Source organism: Coprococcus sp. AF21-14LB (assembly GCF_003458885.1).
In the GTDB taxonomy this organism is placed as follows: Bacteria; Bacillota; Clostridia; order Lachnospirales; family Lachnospiraceae; genus UBA9414.
The window spans coordinates 1-23,010 of record NZ_QRVX01000016.1 but is presented as its reverse complement, the minus strand read 5'-3'; the positions used below and the strand labels follow the sequence as shown (position 1 = coordinate 23,010).

General features: G+C 42.7%; 22 protein-coding genes, 1 pseudogene and 2 other annotated features. All 23 genes and pseudogenes read right to left on the bottom strand.

Annotated features, from left to right (window positions below):
- Nucleotides 1–68 precede the first annotated feature (68 nt).
- Nucleotides 69–1,475 carry a SpoIIE family protein phosphatase gene (locus DWX73_RS05850; RefSeq protein ID WP_118347764.1) on the bottom strand — a complete coding sequence of 469 codons (1,407 nt, stop codon included), beginning with the start codon at nt 1,473–1,475 and terminating at the stop codon, nt 69–71.
- Nucleotides 1,476–1,563: 88 nt separating this feature from the next.
- Entirely contained in the window at nt 1,564–1,890 is a 327-nt protein-coding gene (locus DWX73_RS05845) for a septum formation initiator family protein (protein ID WP_118347762.1), read from the bottom strand.
- A 49-nt stretch (nt 1,891–1,939) separates the two neighbouring features.
- Complete coding sequence (gene yabQ, locus DWX73_RS05840) at nt 1,940–2,296, bottom strand: spore cortex biosynthesis protein YabQ (protein ID WP_118347760.1); 357 nt, start codon at nt 2,294–2,296, stop codon at nt 1,940–1,942.
- Between the two features lie 3 nt (nt 2,297–2,299).
- Entirely contained in the window at nt 2,300–2,584 is a 285-nt protein-coding gene (gene yabP / locus DWX73_RS05835; protein WP_118347758.1) for a sporulation protein YabP, read from the bottom strand.
- A gap of 80 nt (nt 2,585–2,664) precedes the next feature.
- Nucleotides 2,665–2,904: an RNA-binding S4 domain-containing protein gene (locus DWX73_RS05830; RefSeq protein ID WP_118347756.1), complete on the bottom strand. Its 240-nt coding sequence runs from the start codon at nt 2,902–2,904 to the stop codon at nt 2,665–2,667.
- Between the two features lie 71 nt (nt 2,905–2,975).
- A complete protein-coding gene (locus DWX73_RS05825; RefSeq protein WP_118347754.1) occupies nt 2,976–3,248 on the bottom strand; it encodes an HU family DNA-binding protein in 273 nt (90 codons plus the stop codon).
- A gap of 162 nt (nt 3,249–3,410) precedes the next feature.
- On the bottom strand, nt 3,411–5,144 hold the full coding sequence (locus DWX73_RS05820; RefSeq protein WP_118347752.1) for a phospho-sugar mutase: 1,734 nt from the start codon (nt 5,142–5,144) through the stop codon (nt 3,411–3,413).
- A 96-nt stretch (nt 5,145–5,240) separates the two neighbouring features.
- The gene (locus tag DWX73_RS05815; protein WP_118347750.1) at nt 5,241–6,230 is read right to left on the bottom strand and encodes a MarR family transcriptional regulator; all 990 of its coding nucleotides are present in this window, start codon (nt 6,228–6,230) and stop codon (nt 5,241–5,243) included.
- A 93-nt stretch (nt 6,231–6,323) separates the two neighbouring features.
- On the bottom strand, nt 6,324–7,646 hold the full coding sequence (locus tag DWX73_RS05810) for a CCA tRNA nucleotidyltransferase (RefSeq protein ID WP_118347748.1): 1,323 nt from the start codon (nt 7,644–7,646) through the stop codon (nt 6,324–6,326).
- 20 nt (nt 7,647–7,666) lie between these two features.
- Complete coding sequence (gene proS / locus DWX73_RS05805) at nt 7,667–9,109, bottom strand: proline--tRNA ligase (RefSeq protein ID WP_118347746.1); 1,443 nt, start codon at nt 9,107–9,109, stop codon at nt 7,667–7,669.
- Nucleotides 9,110–9,187: 78 nt separating this feature from the next.
- Nucleotides 9,188–9,415 (bottom strand) — a binding site (T-box leader).
- A 200-nt stretch (nt 9,416–9,615) separates the two neighbouring features.
- On the bottom strand, nt 9,616–10,503 hold the full coding sequence (locus DWX73_RS05800) for a YitT family protein (RefSeq protein ID WP_118347744.1): 888 nt from the start codon (nt 10,501–10,503) through the stop codon (nt 9,616–9,618).
- 124 nt (nt 10,504–10,627) lie between these two features.
- Entirely contained in the window at nt 10,628–11,401 is a 774-nt protein-coding gene (locus DWX73_RS05795) for a hypothetical protein (RefSeq protein WP_118347742.1), read from the bottom strand.
- Nucleotides 11,402–11,409: 8 nt separating this feature from the next.
- Nucleotides 11,410–13,404 (bottom strand): insulinase family protein, encoded by a 1,995-nt coding sequence (locus tag DWX73_RS05790; protein WP_118347740.1) that lies wholly within the window; start codon nt 13,402–13,404, stop codon nt 11,410–11,412.
- A gap of 12 nt (nt 13,405–13,416) precedes the next feature.
- Nucleotides 13,417–13,731, bottom strand: coding sequence for a thioredoxin family protein (locus DWX73_RS05785; RefSeq protein ID WP_118347738.1), 315 nt, complete (start codon nt 13,729–13,731; stop codon nt 13,417–13,419).
- The gene (locus DWX73_RS05780; RefSeq protein ID WP_118347736.1) at nt 13,732–14,667 is read right to left on the bottom strand and encodes a hypothetical protein; all 936 of its coding nucleotides are present in this window, start codon (nt 14,665–14,667) and stop codon (nt 13,732–13,734) included.
- A 10-nt stretch (nt 14,668–14,677) separates the two neighbouring features.
- Nucleotides 14,678–15,442, bottom strand: a complete 765-nt coding sequence (locus DWX73_RS05775; protein WP_118347734.1) for a LytR/AlgR family response regulator transcription factor — start codon at nt 15,440–15,442, stop codon at nt 14,678–14,680.
- A gap of 3 nt (nt 15,443–15,445) precedes the next feature.
- Nucleotides 15,446–15,934: a hypothetical protein gene (locus tag DWX73_RS05770; protein ID WP_055158334.1), complete on the bottom strand. Its 489-nt coding sequence runs from the start codon at nt 15,932–15,934 to the stop codon at nt 15,446–15,448.
- A gap of 18 nt (nt 15,935–15,952) precedes the next feature.
- A complete protein-coding gene (locus DWX73_RS05765; protein WP_118347732.1) occupies nt 15,953–17,671 on the bottom strand; it encodes an ABC transporter ATP-binding protein in 1,719 nt (572 codons plus the stop codon).
- Complete coding sequence (locus DWX73_RS05760) at nt 17,668–18,654, bottom strand: ABC transporter ATP-binding protein (protein ID WP_118347730.1); 987 nt, start codon at nt 18,652–18,654, stop codon at nt 17,668–17,670. The genes DWX73_RS05765 and DWX73_RS05760 overlap by 4 nt, the downstream gene beginning before the upstream one ends.
- Nucleotides 18,618–19,397: an ABC transporter transmembrane domain-containing protein gene (locus DWX73_RS05755; protein ID WP_118347728.1), complete on the bottom strand. Its 780-nt coding sequence runs from the start codon at nt 19,395–19,397 to the stop codon at nt 18,618–18,620. The genes DWX73_RS05760 and DWX73_RS05755 overlap by 37 nt, the downstream gene beginning before the upstream one ends.
- 68 nt (nt 19,398–19,465) lie before the next feature.
- Nucleotides 19,466–19,825: a hypothetical protein gene (locus tag DWX73_RS05750; protein ID WP_118347726.1), complete on the bottom strand. Its 360-nt coding sequence runs from the start codon at nt 19,823–19,825 to the stop codon at nt 19,466–19,468.
- 575 nt (nt 19,826–20,400) lie between these two features.
- A complete protein-coding gene (metG, locus tag DWX73_RS05745) occupies nt 20,401–22,305 on the bottom strand; it encodes a methionine--tRNA ligase (RefSeq protein WP_118347724.1) in 1,905 nt (634 codons plus the stop codon).
- Nucleotides 22,306–22,406: 101 nt separating this feature from the next.
- Nucleotides 22,407–22,648 (bottom strand) — a binding site (T-box leader).
- Nucleotides 22,649–22,770: 122 nt separating this feature from the next.
- Nucleotides 22,771–23,010, bottom strand: a pseudogene (locus tag DWX73_RS13520) (hypothetical protein); the annotation flags it as partial.

Genomic DNA, 23,010 nt, shown 5'->3' with positions numbered 1-23,010 from the left:
TCAAGCTTCCCGCTTTTTGGCACATTTCCTTACACATTCTCCTATTCCGAATTCTCACATTTCAAATTCTAAGCATTCCAGATTCCAATTACAAGTACCGTCATGTCGTCAAGCGGTTTCTCTCCGGTAAAATTCAACACCTGTTCAAGAATATGTTCCGCCATCTCCGTTGGGTTCTGAATCTCTGTTCCTTTGATAATCGTTTCCAGCACAAGTTCCTGTTCGCCTACCGGAAGCGCATCCATAACTCCGTCTGTTACCATTACTACTACATCCCCGCTCTCAAGCTGCCTTGTTACCGTATCAAATTCCAGATTCTGCACAACACCAAGCGGAAGACTTGTCGAAGTAATCCGCTCCACCTCTTGTCCACATTTTACAAATGTCGTAGAAGCTCCGACTTTTATAAATTCACACACGCCGGAATACATATCAAAGATGCTCATATCAATTGTAGAAAAACAGATTTCCTCCCGCCCCGCCACAAGCGCTGTATTCATGAGCTGAAGCGCCATTTTGTGCGGATATCCGGCTTCCAGAAGTTCCTCCAGAAGTTCTACCACACGGGCGCTCTCCCGAAATGCCTTCTCTCCCGATCCCATTCCGTCTGAGATTGCCGCCCCTTCCTTTCCTCCCGGCAATTCCATCATAAGAAAATTATCTCCGGAAATCTTATCGCATCCCTTTCCGATTTTGGCAACCCCTCGCAGCGAATAAAAAGAAGCGCTTTCCATGCATACAACCGTACAGTATTCTTCCGGCAGGATCGGACGTTCATCTGCCTGAAGAATCAAATGTTTCCCTGTGCAGGAAGACACAATTCTTGCTACCTCTTTTGTTGTAATACACTGATGCTTCATCGCCTTGATCGTAACATGGATTTCGTATCGTCCATTTTCCGTTACAAAAAACAGGCTTTGGAGAAGACGTATGCCGCTTTTCCGGAAGCGATTCCGCAGTTTTTTCTCAAGATGCTCGTCCCGAAAGATACTGGCTCCAATTTCCTTCGCCGCCTGCCTTACTACTTCTGTAAACAAATCCATTTGCTTTGCACATCCCTGCCGGTTCTGCACAATCCGGTTATTCCAAAGCAGTTCCTGTTTTGCACTTCCAAACGCTTCTAACAATTCTTCCAGCAATTCCTCTGAAGCACAGCACCGCTTCTCAAGTTTTCGTTTCATTTCAATATTCAGATCTGCACCGTAATTCTCAATTGTCAAAAGAAGGTCATAAATGAACTGCCGCATCTCTTTCTGCCGTTCTTTCATACAAATCTCGTACTCCTCACAGGATGCACACACCTTTCTATGCACCTGGTCGAGCATCTGTTCCACTTCTTCCGGTGCAAATGTTTCTTTCGTCCCTTCCAGACTCAGAAATATGCCGGACAGCTTCTGAAGTGATGCGGCAAATTTCTCAATCTGCTCTACATATGGGTTTTCCATCACCGCCATCTGCTCTTTCGTGTCTCTCATATTCAGTCCTCCTCATAAACAAAAGAAACTTCCGGAGACCTCTGTCTCCGGAAGTTATCTTTCGTAAAATTTATTAATCATATTTATTTTAGTTCTCTGGCTCTAATATAATCTCATCCGGATACACAAGTCCCAATTTCTCACGGGCAACTTCTTCTGTATATGAATCAGATCCTACATATTCTTCCAGATCGTCAATCTCATCCGCACGTTCTTTCGCTTCATCAATCTGACTCTGCAGCTCTTCCTGCTGCTCCTGATATGCAGCGTTCTTTGCTTTCAAGGACATACCGCCCACTGTTATCACAACTACGAGAAAGAGCATGACTCCACTAATCATCAATATACTCTGTTTATGATGCAAAATACGCTTTCTCTGCTTTCTCGCGCGGCTCTTCTGCTTAATGCCTGCCATTGCATTCTCCCTTACTTTCTCTATCAGGTTATCCGTTATCATGTTTATATTAACGTCTTTTCCGGGAATGTTCAAGTGGTTTTCCCCTTTTTCCAGAAAAACAACCCTTCAGAATCCGACATATTTTCCCGATCCATGTCAGTATTCCATACCCGGCTGCTCCTCCAAGACATACGCCAAGCACAAAATACCACCGAATACTGCCGTCACAGGTAAGATACATTTCCCGAAATAAAAATAATGCTGTCCAAAACCAATATGTAAGATCTTCTGCCGCAACAACTGCCATTTTGTGCTTCACAATTCTTCGGAAAATGCGAAGAGATGTATAAACGCCCCAAATAAAAAAACCGGTAAGAAGCGCATCTGCAAAAATCGCTGCCTCTCGTTCAATTCCTAAGATCATAGGCTATCGGAACAGCTTGGCAAACAAATTCTCACCCTGCTTGCCCACTGCATGAATTTCTGAATACGCGATACTGTCAATCGTCCCGGACAGATCAACTTCTCCTTTTTCCAGGCTCAAACGGTTCACATGCAGATCACTTCCTTTTACCATCAGCATCCCCTGCTCTGTTTCAAGAAGAATCTCATTCAAGTCAAAGGAAAGCACATCCAACACCCCTGTTACTGTACTTGTTTTTCTATTATTGACAACTAGCTTGTGTGCTTTCTGAATCTGTCTTTCTTCCATAAATTATACACTCCCTCCACACAACATGTTCTTCTTTCCTAATTGTATGAAAGGTCGTCCGCATTTATGCCAGAAACTCTCTACAGATAGCGGAAGAGTTCTTTCGCCTCATCTTTCTTCGTTGTTTCCTGAATCTGCAGCACCTCTGCCTTTACCGTCTTTGTTCCAAACTGAATCTCAATCACATCTCCCGGTTTCACTTTTACAGAAGCCTTTGCTACCGTTCCATTCACAAGCACTCTTCCGGCATCACACGCTTCATTTGCCACTGTCCGGCGCTTGATCAGTCTGGATACTTTTAAAAATTTGTCTAATCTCATCTTTCTTTCTCCTAAAAAATGGCATTATAAGCTGCCTTATAATGCATTTGTATTCAATCTATTCTCGAATCTTACTGGATCGCATCCTTGAATGCTTTACCTGGTTTAAACTTCGGTGACTTAGAAGCCGGAATTACCATTGTGCTTCCTGTCTGCGGATTTCTTCCTTCTCTTGCAGCTCTCTCGCTGACTTCAAATGTACCAAAACCTACAAGCTGTACTTTTTCACCTTTTTTTAATTCTTCTGCGATTACATCTACAAATGCTTTTAAAGCTTTTTCAGAATCTTTTTTTGATAATTCTGCATTCTCAGCGATTGCTGCAATAAGTTCTGTTTTATTCATGAAAATTCTTCCTCCTCTTGTTATAGAACTCTGGATATGATAAACAGCCCCGATTGGCTGAAGTACCAGCGTGTTAATATCTCTCTCAGTATAACCACGCATTTTTCACTTTGTCAAGAAAATTCGCCTGTATCTGCACATTTTCCGGCTTTTTTTGATGATTTACAGCATTTCCTGAATCATTTCGAGAATCGTCTTTCCTAACTCTTCGGATTTGCTGTCTGCATCTGCCAGAGAAGAGCCTTTCACACCATAGTAGAATTTTACTTTTGGCTCTGTTCCGGATGGTCTTACACATACCCATGCCGCATCATTTAACTCATAATAAAGTACATTTGAGTTCGGCAGTCCCGTTGGCGCTGTCTCACCTGTTGCAAGATCCGTAATTGTATCTGCCTGATAGTCTCTCACTTTTTCTACTTTATATGCACCAAATGCTTTTGGCGGTTCTTTTCTAAGTGTTTCAAGAATCTCCTGAATCTTGGCAAGTCCTTCAATTCCTTTTAAAGTGATAGACTGGATATCGTCTTTGTAATATCCGTACTTCTCATAGGCATCAATCATAGCATCCCATAGCGTCTTGCCCTGTGTCTTATAGTAAGCAGCCGCCTCGCAGAGAGCCATTGTTGCAACAATCGCATCTTTATCTCTTGCATGTGTTCCGATCAGACATCCATAGCTCTCTTCAAATCCAAATACATACTCGCCTTTTCCGCTTGTCTCAAAGCCAAGAATCTGCTGTCCGATATATTTGAATCCTGTCAGAACTTCGATCAATCCGATGCCATTTTCTTTTGCAATGGCATCAGCCATATTGGATGTAACAATTGTCTTAATCAGATATCCGTCTTCCGGAAGTCCTTTTAATGCCTTTCTCTGTGTGATCTCATAATCTGCCAGCAGGCAGCCGGACATATTACCGGTAAGTACTTTATACTCTCCTGATACTGTATCTTTTACATAAACGCCAAGACGATCTGCATCCGGATCTGTTGCAAGTACAAGGTCTGCATCTACTTCTTTTGCAAGTTTTAGTCCGAGTTCAAATGCTTCTTTTGCCTCTGGATTCGGATAAGACACTGTTGGGAAGTTACCGTCCGGAAGTTCCTGTTCTTTTACTACATAAACATGCTCAAAACCAAGTTCTTTCAAAACACGTCTTGCCGGAATATTACCGGTTCCGTGAAGCGGACTGTAAACAATCTTCAGTTCGCTCTTCATCTTGTCAATGGCATCCTGATGAAGTACCTGCTTCTTCAGTTCAGCGATATATGCATCGTCAATTTCAGAGCCGATCACAATATACAGATTCTTTTCCTTTGCTTCTCCAAGGCTTACTGTCTTACATTCATCATGGCGCTCTATCGCATTCACCTCATCCATAATTCCTTTATCATGCGGCGGTGTAATCTGTGCTCCGTCTTCCCAGTATACCTTATATCCATTGTATTCCGGCGGGTTATGGCTCGCTGTAATATTAATTCCGGCAATACATCCAAGCTTGCGCACTGCATAAGATAACTCTGGTGTCGGACGAAGTGATTCGAATACATATGCTCTGATTCCATTTGCCGCAAGACAAAGAGCTGCCTCGTCTGCAAATTCAGGAGACATCCGACGTGAATCGTAAGCAATCGCTACTCCCTGTTCCTGTGCGCCCTTCTTGATAATATAGTTCGCCAATCCCTGTGTTGCCTTGCGGACCGTATAGATATTCATCCGATTTGTTCCTGCCCCTATAATTCCCCGAAGTCCCGCAGTTCCAAATTCCAGATCTTTATAGAAACGCTCCTTAATCTCTTTATCATCTTCGGAAATCGCCTGTAATTCTGCCTTTGTTTCTGCATCAAAATATGGATTCTCAAGCCATTCCTGATATTTTTTCTGATAGTCCATTGTAATCAACCTCCTGGATTCCTTTCTTATGCGAATTCTCGCTTTCTCTTACCGTTAGGTAAATGTCTAAAGATAGTTTCATTATACACCACTTACCTATAAATGAAAAGAAAATATGTCCCCTAAAAACCGCTTTTTCTCCTTTGTTTCCTGGACAGAAAGCATTAGTTTTTCGACACTTTTCTGCGGAATCCTTGCTTTATTTGACTGATAATATGTATTGGCTGCTTTAAAAAATTTCTCTGGATATGCAAGCCGCAGCGCCAGATACTCCATTTCTGCTCCGGAAAGCGGATGGATTCTTGTATAAGAGCGGATAATCTGTTCTCCCAGATGTCTGTCCCAATGGTTTTTTTCCATAATTTTACGCATGAAATAGTATAGATCTCCCGCCTGGATATCAACTCTAAAATTATCAAAATTCACGGTGGCAATCCCCTCTGAAGTCATAATCAGGTTATGATAATTATAGTCTCCGTGCACAAGCATCTGCTTCCTTTTACTTTCCTCATAAAGTTTCCGGCACTCCTCTGCCTTCCCTGTGACTTCTTTCGCAAATGCATACATTTCTTCAAAGCAGCTCAAAAACAATAACTCAAATTCATTCTTTGCCGGGCGTTTCCGTATAAAACCTCTGATCTTGCGAAGTTTCTGATTGTATCTTTGAAGTTCCTCCTCCGGTTTCGTACCAATCGGCATATCGTCCTGAAGATTGTCTGCCGGTTCTGCAAGCACATTATGCAAAAATGCCAGATTTTTTACTGCCTCTGTAATCTCATACTCTTTCTGTACATTGCATTCCCTGCCTGCAAACCATTTCTTTACAAGATAAACCGTTCCGTCTTCCAGCTTCGAAACAAATGCTCCTTCTTTATTGGCGATCGGATTATCCACCAATCGGCATCCACCCTCCCGCAAATGCAGACAGAGACGATCCATACTCTCCGCCCGCCTCTCAGACATTCCTGTGTTCTGCACTATGCAGAGCCCACGGTCTGTATCGAGCAGAAAGCTGTTCCGCCCCCGCTTTACATTCTTCACTTCTATATCATATTGTTCCAAAACTTCTAATTCATACTCTTTCATACTTACCTCCAGAATTCTTACTTCGTTCCCTCTAATGTATGAATTCGTCCCGATAAGTATGACTCAACCACAAGAATAGTCAGTGCCTGCCTTTTAGATCAGTTTCAGTAGTTCTTCCTTTGTATTTTTCTCCGGATCCGAAAGGACCGCATCAAGAAGCTTCTCTAACGTCTCTCCAACTGCTTTTCCCTGCTGGATTCCGGCTTCTATTAAATCTTTCCCTGTCACTGCAAGCGTTTTCAGAGACACGCAGTCTCCCTTCTCCAGTGTCTCATGATAATACTGTTCTACCAGATGAAGGTTTGCCATCTTCTCTGCTCTTCGATATTCACTTTGCCCCATCATATCTGCTCTTCGCAGTTCGATGTAATAAGGAAAAAGTTCTTCTCCGATGATCGCCATACTCCTGCGCACATTTTCCGGAGTCGCCTTCGTCTTATAATGATAATCGTGATATAAAACAAGCTTGCATACATTTCGCAGCGTATAGTTATCGAATTTCAGCCGTTTCAAAATAACCCTCGTCATTTCCTCGCTGCGTTTCCCATGTCCTGTAAAATGCGCCACACCTTCTGCATCAATACTTTTCATATCCGGTTTTCCAAAATCATGAAACAGCGCTGCCAGACGGAGTATCCTGTCATTTCTCACAGCACAGATTACATGGATCGTATGCTCTCCCACATTACAAAAATGATGCGGTGTTTCCTGCGTGGTATCCATCAGACGATCAAATTCCGGAAGGATCACTGCCGTAATCCCAAGCTCATATGCCTCCCGGATCAATTCCGGATGCGGCGATGTCATTAGCTTCACTAATTCTGTCTGGATTCTCTCCGCACTAATCTGACGCAGATTGCCTGCAAGTGCTCTGATTGCTTCTTTTGTCTCTTCCTCGATTTCAAATCCAAGCTGCGCCGCAAAACGCACCGCCCGCATAATGCGCAGTGCATCTTCTCTGAACCGCTCTCTGGCACAGCCGACACAGCGGATCATTCTCTTCTCAAGATCTTCCATTCCGCCAAAAATGTCTACCAGCCCATCTTCATCATTGTACGCCATTGCATTAATCGTAAAATCCCGACGCAGCAGATCTTCTCTCAGATTTCTTGTAAACTGCACGCTCTTCGGGTGGCGGCAGTCTTCATAATCGCCGTCTACCCGGTAAGTTGTTACCTCAAACCCTTCTCTGTCCATCAGGACTGTAACAGTACCATGCTCAATCCCCGTATCTACCGTATGTGAAAACAGACTTTTAATCTCCTGGGGAGAGGCCGACGTGGTAATATCCCAGTCTCCCGGAACTCTTCCCAAAATAGAATCGCGTACGCAGCCCCCGACTGCGTACGCCTCAAATCCATTCTCTTGAAGTGTATGAATAATTCGATTAACGTTCGGCGGTAAATTCATTCTCATGAACGACTTCCCCCTCGTTTCTAATATGCCTTGCCCCAGTAAACCATACTTCTTGCCGGTTTTCCACAGCATACGCAGACATCAGAAATCTGTTCCTGCTCTTCCGGAATACATCTTGATGTCACTCCGCCAGTCAGTTCTTTAATCTGTTTTTCACATTCTTCACAGCCGCACCACATTGCCTTAATAAATCCTGGTTTATTTGCAGCAATTTCTTTCATCTCATCCATATTTGCAGCTGTATAAACACGCTCATCACGATATGCTTTCGCTCTGTCATACATATCTTTCTGCATTGTCTCAAGAATCTCACCGAGTTTCACTGTAAGCTCATCAAGAGAAACAACGATCTTCTCTCTTGTATCACGGCGTACAACAACTGCCTGATTATTCTCAATGTCTTTCGGTCCGATCTCAATACGAGCCGGAATACCAAGCATTTCCTGCTCACTGAACTTCCATCCCGGGCTCTTCTCAGAATCATCAATCTCTGCACGATATCCGGAAGCTCTCAGTGCCTGAAGCAGCTCGTTCGCTTTATCAAGCACACCTTCTTTATGCTGCGCGATCGGAATTACCCGCACCTGAGTCGGAGCGATTCTTGGCGGAAGCACAAGGCCGCTGTCATCTCCGTGCACCATAATAATTGCACCGATAATACGTGTAGATACACCCCAGGATGTCTCATAAACACTCTTTAACTGATTATCTTTATCAAGATACTGAATCTCAAATGCATCTGCAAAGCCGCTTCCGAAGAAATGGCTTGTACCTGACTGAAGCGCCTTACCGTCATGCATCATTGCCTCAATCGTATAAGTATCTTCTGCTCCGGCAAATTTCTCACTGTCTGTCTTTCTTCCGACAAGAAGCGGAATTGCTAAATCCTGCTCTACAAAATCTCTGTATACCTGAAGCATTGTCAGCGTTCTCTGTTCTGCTTCTTCATAAGTCGCGTGGATCGTATGTCCTTCCTGCCATAAGAACTCTCTGGAACGTAAGAACGGTCTTGTTGTCTTCTCCCAGCGAAGAACAGAACACCACTGATTCCAAACCTTCGGAAGATCACGGTAAGACTGTACGGTTCTGCTCCAGTAATCGCAGAATAATGTCTCAGATGTCGGGCGGATACACATTCTTTCCTGAAGCGGCTCCATTCCTCCATGCGTTACCCATGCAACTTCCGGTGCAAATCCTTCAATATGATCTTTTTCTTTCTGAAGAAGGCTCTCCGGAATCAGAAGCGGCATATAAACATTCTCCACACCTGTTGCTTTAAAACGGGCATCCAGATCTTTCTGGATATTCTCCCAGATTGCATAGCCGTTTGGCTCATAGATCAGGCATCCCTTTACGCTTGAATAATTACAAAGCTTTGCCTCGCGGACAACATCTGTATACCACTGAGCAAAATCCACATCTCTTGATGTGATCGATTCAACAAATTTCTTTTCCTTTGCCATTGTCTCATTCTCCTTTTCATTTCTATTTCTTAATAAATTTTTTCATGTGCAACAAAAAACGCCGAAGCTCAAATCCCTAAAAGGGACCGAAAACTTCGGCGGTACCACCCTGATTAACTGTCATCTGATCTTTTATCTTCCAATCATCTGACAATTCTCTTTCCAACCGTTATCGCCGGCCGCTACGCTGCATTTTCATGCAGAGACTCCAAGGCAGGTTCCATACGTTTCCTGGAAAGATGTCTCACCACTCATCTTCTCTCTGTGCCATTCCCGGTATGTACTAATCCTCTTCCATGTCCAAAATATATTCAGATAATGGTTATTGTAAAGGAAGAGAGGGGGGATTGTCAAGAGGGATTGCTGCGCATTCCTTTACCCACATTCCTTTACCGTCAACTTCAATGAAATCCCAATATTAAATCTTGATACAAGAGTCCTAAAATTGGTTTAAAATAGAAATCTTGACAGGTGCAATAAACGCTGCCATTTGAACCTCCCAGAGTTTATATTATTTCCTTTTTGAGTTCTTCATATGCAATACGTTCTCTGGTAAATCCCTGACCATTCACCTCGTTAATCTGATTAATGGTAAGAAACGCAAACGGATCTGTTTCACAGACCATCTCTTTCAAAGCAAATAGTTTGTGTCTTGGAATTACACACATAACTCCTTTCTGTTCTTCACCGCTATATCCCGTCTGTATGTGAAAAAGCGTCACTCCGGCTTCTATGTCCTGCAATATTTTTTCCTGAATCTTTTTATACTCTCTTGAAATAATCATCACCTGCATAGAGACCTTTCCATTCGGAACAACTTTATCAATCACAACTGTTGCCAGAAGAGTCAGTATAATCCCATAAAGTATTTGCTCCATATCAGAGAAAGAAGCCTGTATGCCTAAAACTACAAAATCTACCATATACACCGTAACACCGACTGAAAGAGACGTTTTTTTGTTTGCTATCATGGCAATAATATCCGTTCCTCCCGTCGATCCTCCGACCCTTACCACAATCCCCATGCTGACGCCTACAAGAAGTCCTCCAAAAATGGCAGACAACAGTATATTGTCTGTCATAGTTGTGATTCCTGGAATTTTCTGTAACAGTTCAAGAAATAAGGGATAGATAAATGTACTCAATAAAGTTTTTTTTACGAATCCTTTTCCCAGAATAAACCATGCTATGATAAGCAATATACTGTTCAAGCTAAAGACGATAATTGAAGTCCGAATTCCCCAAAAATGATTTCCTGCAATTCCTAAGCCGGTTGCCCCTCCCATTGGAATCCCTGCCGGAACAATAAAAGCAACTACAGCAAGAGCTAATATTGCATTCCCGGTTACAACACCCAATAAATTCATTAATTTTTCGTTGGTGTTCTTTTTCATTTTGTCATCATCTCTATAATCTTCTTATTTGTTTCTTTTATTTCTTCTGCCACAATTCCTTCCCCCTTACTGTTCATTTAGATATATATAATATCCGACAATTCCTGCTTCCAACTCCTTACATTTACTCCATCAGTACCGTTACATTGTCGAATTGGTCGGCTGCCTCTTCGATCCTCGCTCTGTTTCCCAGAACACAGACAGTTCCCTCTTTGGCAAAGCTCTCCATCGCCTGACACCTGTTTTTCAAATCTTCTTCCGACGCCTTTAGCAACCTTTCTCTAACTTTTTCCCTAACCCGCGGTTCTTCCTGCCGCAGATACCAGGAATCCATTCGTTTTGTCTGTACATATGTTTTGGGAGTTCGGTCATATCCGGCAACAGCACCAATCTTATAATTCAGAAGCTCCTGTTCCCCTAGTTCAAGATCTTTTAACCACCTTGCAGTGTTGCGGAAGGATTCTATCGTCCTTTTTACGTTCGGATCTCGATAGGAACTCATAGTCCAGCTTTGATTTGGGAGTACAGACATCTGACAGCCGTAAGCCCCTCCTTCAGCACGGATCTTTGCCCACAAGTAATCAAAGCTTACCATTCTGCCAAGAAGATAATCCTCACCGGTATATTCCCCGATTCCTCCAAGCGCAACATAAGATACCTCCGACGGAATGATAAATGCCTCCGATTTTCCAGGAAGCAATTTGTCCTGATACCATCTAGGTTCCCTTTCCCTTATACTGCTGCAGAACCCGGAAGCTGCGATCAACTGGCGGAAATCGGCGTAAGCTTTCTCTGTACCTGTAAAACTTATCACCAGATTGGACTTACGGCAAATCTTCTTCTGAATTTCCTTAAGTTCCCGGATAATCTGCCCCTGCTCTGCGTCAAAGTTCTTCAAAAGTTTTCCTAAGACTGATAATAGAGAATTCCACTATAACGTTCTCTTGCCGCTCCTTCCGTCATATAGTGTGCTGCCGCGCGGCCGGACGCATAACTGTTTCCACTGATGACAAATCCCCTCTCCAGTTCCATCCGGCTCTGTCTGATCCTTTTCAGAATGACCTCAGGATGCTCAAGAATGGTATTATATAACAGCTCTTCCCCCAGTTTTACTGCTCTTAGAAGATTCTGTTCCAGACAACTGATATCCATCACAAATTTAAGCCTAACATGCCGAATATCATCTGTATTGGTGTACGCTTCCAAATAAGTCCTTACATTTCCAAGCCACATATTCTTCTCAATCACTAATTCTTCCAAGCTGTGCATTCTCGTAGGAAGAATTCCCAAAAGTTCGGAAAACAGCTTTGCATAAGGAACTTTCTCCGGTTCCAGCTCACTGATATCAAAATAGTAACTTTGATATACCACTCCTTTTGAAGGAAGCTCCTGCTTTAGGTATGTAATACCTGATTCTTCCTCCACCCTTGTGAGCGGCTCCTCCTTCTTATGAAGCAGATCATCCGCAGACAGACCCGGCAGGTCTTCTGTCTCTTCTTCCTGCCCTTTCTCTTCGGCATTTTCAAAAGGTTCCAGGAAAACCTCTGCCTCATGAGCATTTTCCAGAAAAATTTTCTTTAAAAGTGCTTCAAAATACCCTTCCTTTACAAGAGTCCGCATCTTCACATAGGTCTCTTCAAATTCTATCATCTCGCAAGGTCCGGTTCCCTGCGTCCATCCACCGGCAATATCCAGTACATATTCAATTCCTTCTGGCCAGCTTCCTCCTTTTTCCCTCATCCAAAATTCCAGACGGTTGATTGCCGAAACTAATACCTCTTCTCCGATTCCTTCTCTGCAAAGCCTGTCTGCCTGTTCTGTAATAGCCATTTTCAACCGGCCGGCAGTTTCCTTGTCCGTATTCTTTATTTTAATGGCAAAATAGGGCTGTCTGATACCATCCATGATAAAATACTGAATCTCCGGGATTCCCAGGCTCTGAATAAGCCCTTTCTTCATCGGCGCCTCGTCTTCCCCCATAATCGCCTGCATAAGGATATAGACTGCATTCATACGTTCCCGGTTGTCAAAATCACCCAAACTATAGGTGCATGAAGCAAACACACCCTGATTGCCGAACTTCTCCTTATCATACAGCTTATTTCGGATTCCCTTTACGGGTTTCTGCAGCATAACCGGCTTTGCCGGTTCTGAACGTTTCATTTTTCCCAGATAAACTTTGTCAATATACTCCAATATTTGTTCCGTATTCATTCTCCCATATAGAACAATACAGCAGTTGGAAGCATTATAAAACGTCCTGTAATATTCCAGAAATTCCTCATAAGATAGCGCGGGAATCGTATCCGGAAATCCTCCAGAAACAAAACGATAGGCCGTTTCCGGAAACATTGCCTTAGATATTTCATCCTCTAATATACTGTCCAGGGATGAGAAAACCCCCTTCATCTCATTATAGACAACGCCGCTAATCTCTGGATTTTTTCCGTCTTCGCACTGGAAATGCCAGCCCTCCTGTTCAAATATCTCTTTATCCGTAAGAACATTCGGGCAAAATACAGCATTTAGATAAACGTCCATCAGATTCATAAAATCCTTGTCATTCTCTGTACAAAATGGATATACCGTATGATCCGGATATGTAATTGCATTAACAAATTCTGCCATGGAATGTTTCATCAGATTGACAAACATAGATTTATCCGGATATCTGCGGGAACCGTTCAGCACAGAATGTTCCAAAATATGAAAAACTCCCGTACTGTCCTTTGGTATGGTCCGAAATCCAACCAGAAAGCTCTTTTTAACGTCTTGATTATCTATGACAATGACCTGCGCTCCAGTTGACAGATGCTCCATCTGAATAATATTTCCTTCGACCTCCCGCACATACTTCTTTTCTTTAACTTCAAATCCATAGATTTTTTCTCCGATTTCCATATCTATTTCCTCTTAATACATGAATTCTTTAATCTTCTCTTTTATTTCCTCAACTTCCATCACACCTACGTTCTCAAACTTTTTTTCACCGTCTTTGTAGAATCGAACAGTTGGAACCGCAAAAATGCGATTCTCTTTGCCAAGCTTCGGATAATCTGTAGTGTTCACTTTTACGATGTTGATAAACGGAAGCTCCGCGTCTAACTCTTCCAAAATACGTGAAAAAGCTTTACACGGTACGCATGTTGTGGAAAAGAAATCCACGATCACGAATCCTTCCTTAATCTGCTCTTTAAAACTCTCATTATCTGCATATTGAATTGCCATCTACTCTTTCTCCTTAAAAAAATTTTCTATTACGTATTCTTTTACTTTCTTCGAATAATAATTTACATAAAACATAATTTCCGAATATTCATAAGTATTGATTTTTTCTGCATTTTCTTTCGTTTCATGCCAAAATTTCACGTACTCTTCCATATCATCACGGTATTGCTCCATCGTATATCCGACGCCGTCTTTTTCTGCGTATTTTCTCCCCAAAAGATATCCGCAAAGCCTGTTCCATGAATCATTCTGCACGCTTGCGAATAATTCATAATAGCTTGAGAACGGCATCTTCCCTTCAAAGTCCTCTGGCGTCATGGTTTCCAGATTCAACCCCTGTTCTCTGGAGATTGCCTTCAATCTCTTAATTTCATGATCTGTCATTTCTTTCCAGTCAGCCTTCTTAAGATCGAACGTACTTGCCTCAAATACTTTGTCCATCACATATTGGACGACTTCGTATGCCTCGTTCTCCGCAATCTTTTTTTTCTGCTCACAAATCAGATAATCCTCATATTGTTTTACATTGCTCACTCCTTCAATTCCAAGAGCTTCTATCATCTCGTCCGTGATCACAGGAATCTTTTTTTGCTGAATGGAACGAACTGTTACGGTCACTTTCTCCCCACTAACATCTAGCACGCTGACCGTTCCTTTTTTCAGCCCGATGCACATCTCTTCCAGCTTCTTGTGAAAGAACCCCTGTCCTACCATAATTTCCAGATTCTTTCTGCTAAAAAACGGATTTGCCGATTCCATATCGCATACAATAAGCACTCCGGCCGTAACTTCCTCCACTTCTTCCCATGTGCTGTTCTTGTTCTTTATAAAATCTATTTCTTTCTTGTACGCCTTCTCATCAAGCTTGAATACTTTCTTGTACATACTGATATCCACCTGATCATATTCGGCAAACGATAAAACTTTTGACTTCATCTTTCTCCTCCTAAAGCGTAAGCTTCGCATATTTATTTTTCAGAAGCTGCAGTACTTCCGTATATTTATCGCGGCTCACCATAACTTCCCCCGCATATCCTTCGAAAATCAGAGCAAAATTTTTCGCTTCGTTATCTGCCCGGACATAAGATACTCTGGAAAGATTCACGATAAAAGACTGATAGCACCGGTAAAAATTATACCCTTCCAGAATCTGTTCCAATTCATTCATGGAATATCCGGAAAGAATCATCTCTTTTCCGTCCACCATCACCATCTTGTTCTTTCGGTCCATCCGTTCGATAAAGAGAACCTTATCAATATCCACAAGCTGATATCCGTTTCGCGTCTTGATCATCATAGAACGGTTCACAGATAACCGTTTGTATTGGAGCAGCTCAAACAAATACTGCAGCCGCTTAACCACCCGCTGAAGCACACGGTTATCAAACGGAAGCCGAAAGTATTCATCGCAGCAGCAGTCAAATACCATCCCCGCCTCTAACTTTTCTTCCGAATACAGCGCCACAAGAACATCCGGCTTTATCTGGGACAGATTGTATGCCAGAAAGGAGCCGTCCCCGCTGTATCTTGGATTCCCTGTTCTGATATTGATAAATACCGCGTCCACCTCGTTCAGACAGATATATTTATTGGCTTCATTGATTCCGTCAAAGGTTTTCACAATATCAAATAAATTATAAAATGCCAGCAATTCTTCCAGCTGTGTACGCAAAGTTTCGTCTTTTTCTACCAAAACAAGCTTCATTTTCATCAATCAATTCTCCTGACCAAATTCTCCAAACGCTTTTTCTAACGCCTGCACATCGCCTTCATAATAGGTTAATAAAAGTGCATAAGGACCGTTTTTCTTCGGCATGATAATCATACCGGAGCCATATAAATCAATCTCTCCTTTTGTCCTGAGACTCTCATATGCCTGATACTCATCAGATTCCGGGGCCAGATTCTCCAGATCCCACCAGTATATTTCGGCTCCGTCATACTTTAGAGCAAGCGTACACAGACCTTCCGCACTGAGCGTCACTTTACTGTCTGCATGGATCAGCCCCTTCTCCTCCAGAAATGAGACAAGTTCATCTACTGTCGTATTCCAGACAGGCGCTTCCCTGTCTTCTTCTTCCGGCACGACTGCTTCTTCCTCCTCCTTTGGAGGCGTAAAGTCTTCGGAAGACGCCACATATCCCACCATCCCACAAAAAAGTAACACGAAAAGCAGGGAAGACACAATCGTAAATTTCTTCATAATCATTCCTTCTTTCTTTTAAGATGCCTCAGCGGACTGCAGATATTCCTGATAAGTCCTGCTTACGGCAAATACTTCTTCATGGGTTCCGCAGGCTTCAAGACGTCCGTGATGCATAACGACCAGATAGTCTGCTTCTGCAATCTCGCGCATATCATGGGCGATGAAAACAATTGTATTGCCTTCCATCTTCTTCCTGATACCATGATAGATCTTCATATATGTGTCATGGTCCAGATTCGCCCCCGCCTCGTCGAGTATCAGATAATCCGGCTTCGCAATCAATGCCCTGGCAATGGCAATCCTCTGTTTCTGACCGCTTGACAAACGGTTCCCCGCCTCTCCAAGAGTCGTATCATATCCGTTGGGAAGCGCATCTATAAAAGAATCCGCTCTGGCTTCTCCTGCCGCTTTTTTCATCTCTTCCTCCGGCGTTTCTCCTTCTGTGCCATACAGAATGTTATCTCGGATCGTACCTGACATCAGCGGATTGTTCTGAAGTACATAGCCAAATTTTTTATGACATTCCTGGGGACTCGTTTCGCATATCTTGTTTCCTCCAACCCATATTTCTCCCGAATCAGGCTGGTAGAATCCCTGTAGCAATTTCATGACCGTAGATTTTCCGGAACCGTTATCTCCGATCACCGCCGTCGTCTTTCCTCCCGGAATGCAAACGGAAAAGTCATGAAGGATTTCTTTTTCACTCCCATATCCAAAGTTCACGTTTTTGAACACAATATCTCTGTTCTCGGATTCTGTCCAGGAATTGCCTTTTTCCGTATGCTCCTCTTCCATATCAAGAATATCCCCGACATGGACAAGTGCGCCTTTCGAACCCATCACGTTCTGCCACACCGTCAAAAGCTCCGCCATATAGAGATTCACCTGCGTCATATAGGTGCTGAACATATTAATCCCTGTCGCTTCCATTTTCCCGGCGTTAATCAATCTGGAACCGCCCACTGCCATTACGACAGTCGTAAGAAGGGAGTATAAGGAATTGGTCAGAACCTGAATCTGCTCCATGAAAGCATAGTATATATCTGCCTTATACCGTGAATCAATTGCCGCATATCCGCTTTCCAGCTCTTTCTCTTCCATTACCTGCGCTTTTACATATTTTCCGGCCGACAGGTGTTCGGAGAAAAAGGTGGTCATTTCATTCAACGCTGTATAGCGCTTTTTCATTATGGTAAACTGCAGCTTGCCGACGATGATAAACATTGCCACCGCAACCGGTATGCAGAGCAAAAGGTATGCTGCGAGAGGCGAATTGTATTGATACAAGATCATACAGGCGCGGATAAATCCGAACAGCGACGCAGCTCCTGAGAATATTCCACTGATCACCAGAGTCGCCTGAGTTACGTCGTTCGTAACGGCCGACACCAGCGAAGACGGCTGTCCCTTTTCGAACTGATCCATCGGAAGATGCAGGATCTTCCTCCACATCGAAAACCTTACCCGCAGGATCACTTTTTGATTGGCATACTCCTCCACAAGCGGTCTCAAAAATCCCAGCAATGCATTAAAGAGCGTAAAAAAGACATAGCCTAAAATAACAGAATTATATAGTTCCCCCTTGTTCACACGGACCAGATACTTCGATACTCTCATTCCGACCTCGGCATAAACCACGCCGCTTCCGAATGCGATCAGGTAGAGCCACCAGGGAATTGAAAGCCTTCTGTAAAAGCTCAGAAAAAATGATATCACATGTTTGTTGTTTTTCATCTGCCCTGTCCCTCACTTCCTATTAATTCTCGGTAATATGTATTCTCGGCATATACTTCCGCCGGTTCTCCCTGACAGATAATCTTTCCGTTATGCATTACTATGATATAATCTGCTTTCTGTACGGTCTGTCTGTCGTGGGCAACCATAAGCACGGTTTTACCTTCCATATGCCGTTTCACACTCTTCCATACCTGATCTTTTCCCCGGATGTCCATAGCCGCGGTCGCCTCATCCATAAACAGATAATCCGATTGTTTTAGAAGCGCCCTCGCAAAAGCAATCCGCTGTTTCTGTCCGCCGGAAAGCTTCTCTCCCTGCTCGCCTACATCCGCCAGGAATCCCTCCGGCTGTTCCCTGATAAAATCCATGATTTCCGCGTCCGTACATGCTTTTTCCAGTTCTTCATCCGTGACTTCTCTCTTAATTCCGAACAGGATATTGTCGCGTATCGTTCCTGCAAACAATGTACTTTCCTGTGTTACATATGAGATTTCGCTTCGGAAGCTCTTGAGCGAATACCGTGCGGTATCTTCGCCCCCAAATAAAATCTTACCTCCCGAAACCGGATACATACGCTCTACCAGATTCAGAAGCGTCGTCTTTCCGCTTCCTGACGGTCCGATAAGCGCCGTCACACGCCCTGCTGGTATCTTCAGATTGAGTTTATCGAATATCGGTTTCTCCTCATAGGAAAAATCAACCTCTTTTAATTCAATATCTCCGCTGAGCCGTTCCACATTCTCGCCGGCTTCTACATCTTCTTCCATTTCTTCCATAATCTGGGCTACTCTTCTAGTTGCTCCCTGAGAACCCTTGAAGGTTGTCCAATATCCACAGTACGCGCTGAGCTGATTAACGATGTTTACCGCAAATCCATAATAGGCAATCCATTGGGTAAGCGTCAATGCGCCAGATGAATAAAAGTTTCGACCTACCATCACAATCACAATAAACTGCATAGCGCCCACCAACGCATACATCGGAGTGGAGAATCCAGCCACGCATTCAGAATTGAACTTTTATAGAGCCCTTTCATCTTCTCCTGCCCTGTCTGAAACTCCTTTTCTTCTTTTCCGTAAGATTTGATTAGAAGAAGATTGTTAGTTTTTTCTGCAATTGTCTGTGTTAGCTCTGCATTTTTTTGATTTACCAGATCAAGCACTCCGAACTTCATCTTTCCCATGACGAATGCAATGACTAAATTCAGCGGAAGTACCACGATCAGAGCAATCATCAGCTTCTGGTCGTAGGATCCGATTTTTCTAAGCGTAATGACCAGCGTGTACGCGGAAGTGAGAATCGCAACAAATACTTGCATGATTAACTGACTGATCGCCGTGATATCCGTTGTAATACGGGAAATCATTTCTTTGGGATTATTTTTTTCGTAATATCGAAGTGGCAGCCTGACGGTCTTACTCCAAATCATTTTCCTGATATTACGGTCAATTCGCGCAACACACAAGTTACTCATAATCTTACTGACCGAACTGATCAGCTGAGATAGTAATGTAAAAGCCAAAAACGGAAGAACCACGGTGCCAAAATTCACATTTCCGGCAAACAGTTCGGCCGTGTATTCCGTTACGCTGATTCCTACGTTGGTAAGAAGAGCTGTAATGGCAATATATGCAAGAATCCATAGATAAGGAAGTCTTGCCTTCTGCAGCATGCGAAAAAAGCTTCCCATGCTGCCCCTGTCTTTTCCAAAAACCCGTTCCATATTGTTTCCCTGCCTTTTCTTAATTTCAGAGCATCTGCTTTTGTACTTCCACAGTTATATTGAAGCTGCTATTCGTTTTTCAGCGTTTCGAACGCTTTGACCGCGTCCTGTTTCTTTTCATAGTCCTCTGAAAATGCAATCGCGTAAGCTCCGTTTGCCGCTTCCGTCTCAAGAACCGCGGCGCCTCCGGCAAGGACTATCGTTCCCTGGTTAGCAGCCATAGACTCATAGTTTCCATATAAGTCTGTCTTGTTTTCCTGATCCCACCAGAACAGCCAGAGTCCCTCATAATCATATGCTTTATCCGCCACTTTCGTCTCAGTAAACTCCCCGTTCGTATTGTCTGTGAGATATCCTGTTGTTTCATTGATATCAACCGGTTCGCAGTCCTCCGAAATGAATCCTTCCTGCTCAAAATAATCCACCATATCTCGTATGAAGAAGTGAAGGCATTCACTTCAATTTTTTCTTCTTTCGGCGTACATCCCACCATCATTATACATGCAGTTGCTGTAGCAATAATAGCTACTACCCTCTTCTTCATCTTTTTCCTTTCCATCTTATCCAATCTCCTTTTATATAAATTTTACAATTAGTTATTTTATTTTTACAACAAAATCAGCAGTTTAACAAGAAGCTTATTCTATTCTGTCCTAAATCTCGTTCATAGTGTCTTTTATCTCTCATCCCATTACTCCAATTGCTTAAAGTGCTACATACATTTTAATGTTTCTATCTCAATCCTGGCACCTCTTCAAAATATACTTTATACCAGGATCCATTACTTTCCTGCAATATGTGGGAACGCATTGTAAGTGCTTCAAATGCATGTGAAGTATAAAGATGTGAAACACAAATGTTAAATGTATATTGAGTTGCAAAAGGCACATTTCCGACTCTCCCGGAAATGTGCCTCTCTTATTGCTTTTGTTTTACCAGATTTATTTCATCATGGATTTTTTAATTAGTTCATGTCTTGACATAATATATAATATCAAGTCATTTAGCAGATCTCAGCTCCTGCCGGCATTTCTTTCTCCGGAACCATCAGTGACAGATTTCCTTCTGCATCTTCTGCACAGAGAATCATACCTTCTGACAGGATTCCGGCCAGTTTTGCAGGCTTCAGGTTTGTAACAACCATAACTTTTTTGCCAACCATTTCTTCTGCTGAATAATGCGCCTTAATTCCGGATACAATCTGACGTACCTGGCTTCCGATCTTTACCTGTGAGCAGAGTAATTTTTTGCTCTTTTTTACTTCCTCGCATGCAATGATCTCACCTACCTGGAATTGAAGTTTTTCAAAATCATCAAAGGTAATCTCTGCCTTTGGTTCAAGGTCGATTACATTTTCATCTTCTGCTTTCTCTTCTTCTTTTTCTTCTGCCGGATGAAGTTTTGCAACTTCTTCCATGACTTCTGCAAGATCACGGCGTGCAAATAAGATTTCCGGTTTTTCAACAACATTTCCGCCGTTTAACTGTGCAAGAATTTTCTCTGCTGTTTCCGGCATAAATGATGAAAGAAGTTTTGCTCCCTCGGAAATGCTTACAATCAGATTATAAAGTACTGTCTCAAGACGGTCTTTCTTCTCTTCTTCTTTTGCAAGCGCCCATGGCATTGTTTCGTCAATATATTTATTGCAGCGCTTAAATACATTGAAAATCTCTGTGATCGCATCTGCAACACGAAGCTTATCCATCTTCTCATCTACTTTTCCGGAAGCCGCCTCTACAACTGCTTTCAATTCTGCATCTACCGCTTCTGCTGCACCTTTATCTGCAACACTTCCGCCAAAGTATTTATTTGTCATAGAAATTGTACGGTTCACAAGGTTTCCAAGTGTATTGGCAAGATCTGAATTCAGACGTTCTACCATCAGTTCCCATGAAATCACACCGTCATTATCAAACGGCATTTCGTGAAGTACAAAGTAGCGTACTGCATCCACGCCGAATAATTTCACAAGCTCATCTGCATAGATTACATTTCCTTTTGATTTACTCATCTTTCCATCGCCCTGAAGCAGCCACGGATGTCCGAAAATCTGTTTCGGGAGCGGCAGGTCGAGCGCCATCAGGAAAATCGGCCAGTAAATTGTATGGAAACGGATAATGTCTTTCCCGATCAAATGCAGATCTGCCGGCCAGTCTTTCTTAAACTGTTCTGTACTTTCGCCATCGCAATCATAACCGATTCCTGTAATGTAGTTTGTCAGCGCATCCAGCCATACATATACAACATGCTTCGGATCAAAATCTACCGGGATTCCCCATTTAAAAGAGGTTCTTGATACACAAAGATCCTGAAGCCCCGGAAGCAGGAAGTTATTCATCATCTCGTTCTTACGTGATTCCGGCTGAATAAATTCCGGATGTGTATTAATATGCTCGATCAGTCTGTCTGCATACTTACTCATTTTAAAGAAATATGCTTCTTCTTTCGCCGGAACGCACGGACGTCCGCAGTCAGGACATTTGCCGTCTACCAACTGGGATTCTGTGAAGAAAGACTCACACGGTGTACAGTACATTCCTTCATAATGTCCTTTGTAAATGTCTCCCTGATCGTATAATTTCTTAAAAATCTTCTGTACCTGTTTTTCATGGTACTCATCTGTTGTACGGATAAATTTGTCATAAGAAGTATTCATAAGATCTGCAATCTCTTTTACCTGTGCGGCAACTCCATCTACAAATTCCTTCGGTGTCACACCGGCTTCTTCTGCCTTTAATTCGATCTTCTGACCGTGCTCATCTGTTCCTGTCTGGAAAAACACGTCGTATCCTTTGCTTCTTTTGTATCTTGCAATTGCATCTGCAAGAACAAACTCATATGTGTTTCCGATATGCGGTTTGCCTGATGTATAGGCGATTGCAGTTGTCATATAAAATTTCTCTGCCATTTTCATTACTCCTTCTCTTTGAATATTTTATTACATTGGATTCCGAAAAAAATTCCTATGTAATAAAAAGCCTTCTGTCCAAGTATCTTCAAAATACTCAGACAGAAGGCGATGATTCGCGTTACCACTTCTGTTCATCCCTGCCTCACGGCAAAGACCTCTGTAAGTGCCTGTCAGCACTTCCCGCTGTAAAGGGCGGTACCCATCGCAGATTATCCACACTGCTGTCGTTCATCTGCGCCGCTTGGAAGCCATCTTCAACTGTGTTCCATTCATTCCTCTCAGCTACCGGAATCTCTCTGTAAAACTTCCCACAATCTACTCTCTTCGTCACTGCGTTTGCATTGTTCATGTATAGTAAATCGTAACATATATAAAGCTTCATTGTCAATGAGGAAATATTGTAACTCCAGGGCAACCGCATAAAATATCCATTTAGAGAACTATTTCCCTAGATGGATATTTTTAAATATTTTCTACAATTTTCTCAAAAATCAATTCCTGCACATATTCTAAATGATATGTATATAACATACTCATCTTTTTATAGGTCATTTTTTTCTTCTTGTCAAATCGTTTATCCAATTTCATAAGATTATAACAGATCTTTCGGATCAGTGACAGATTTTGCATCGCTTTTTCTGCTTTGATTTTACATGCATCCTCTCGAAAATGAACATCCAACACCCAATGAAGATTGTTTTC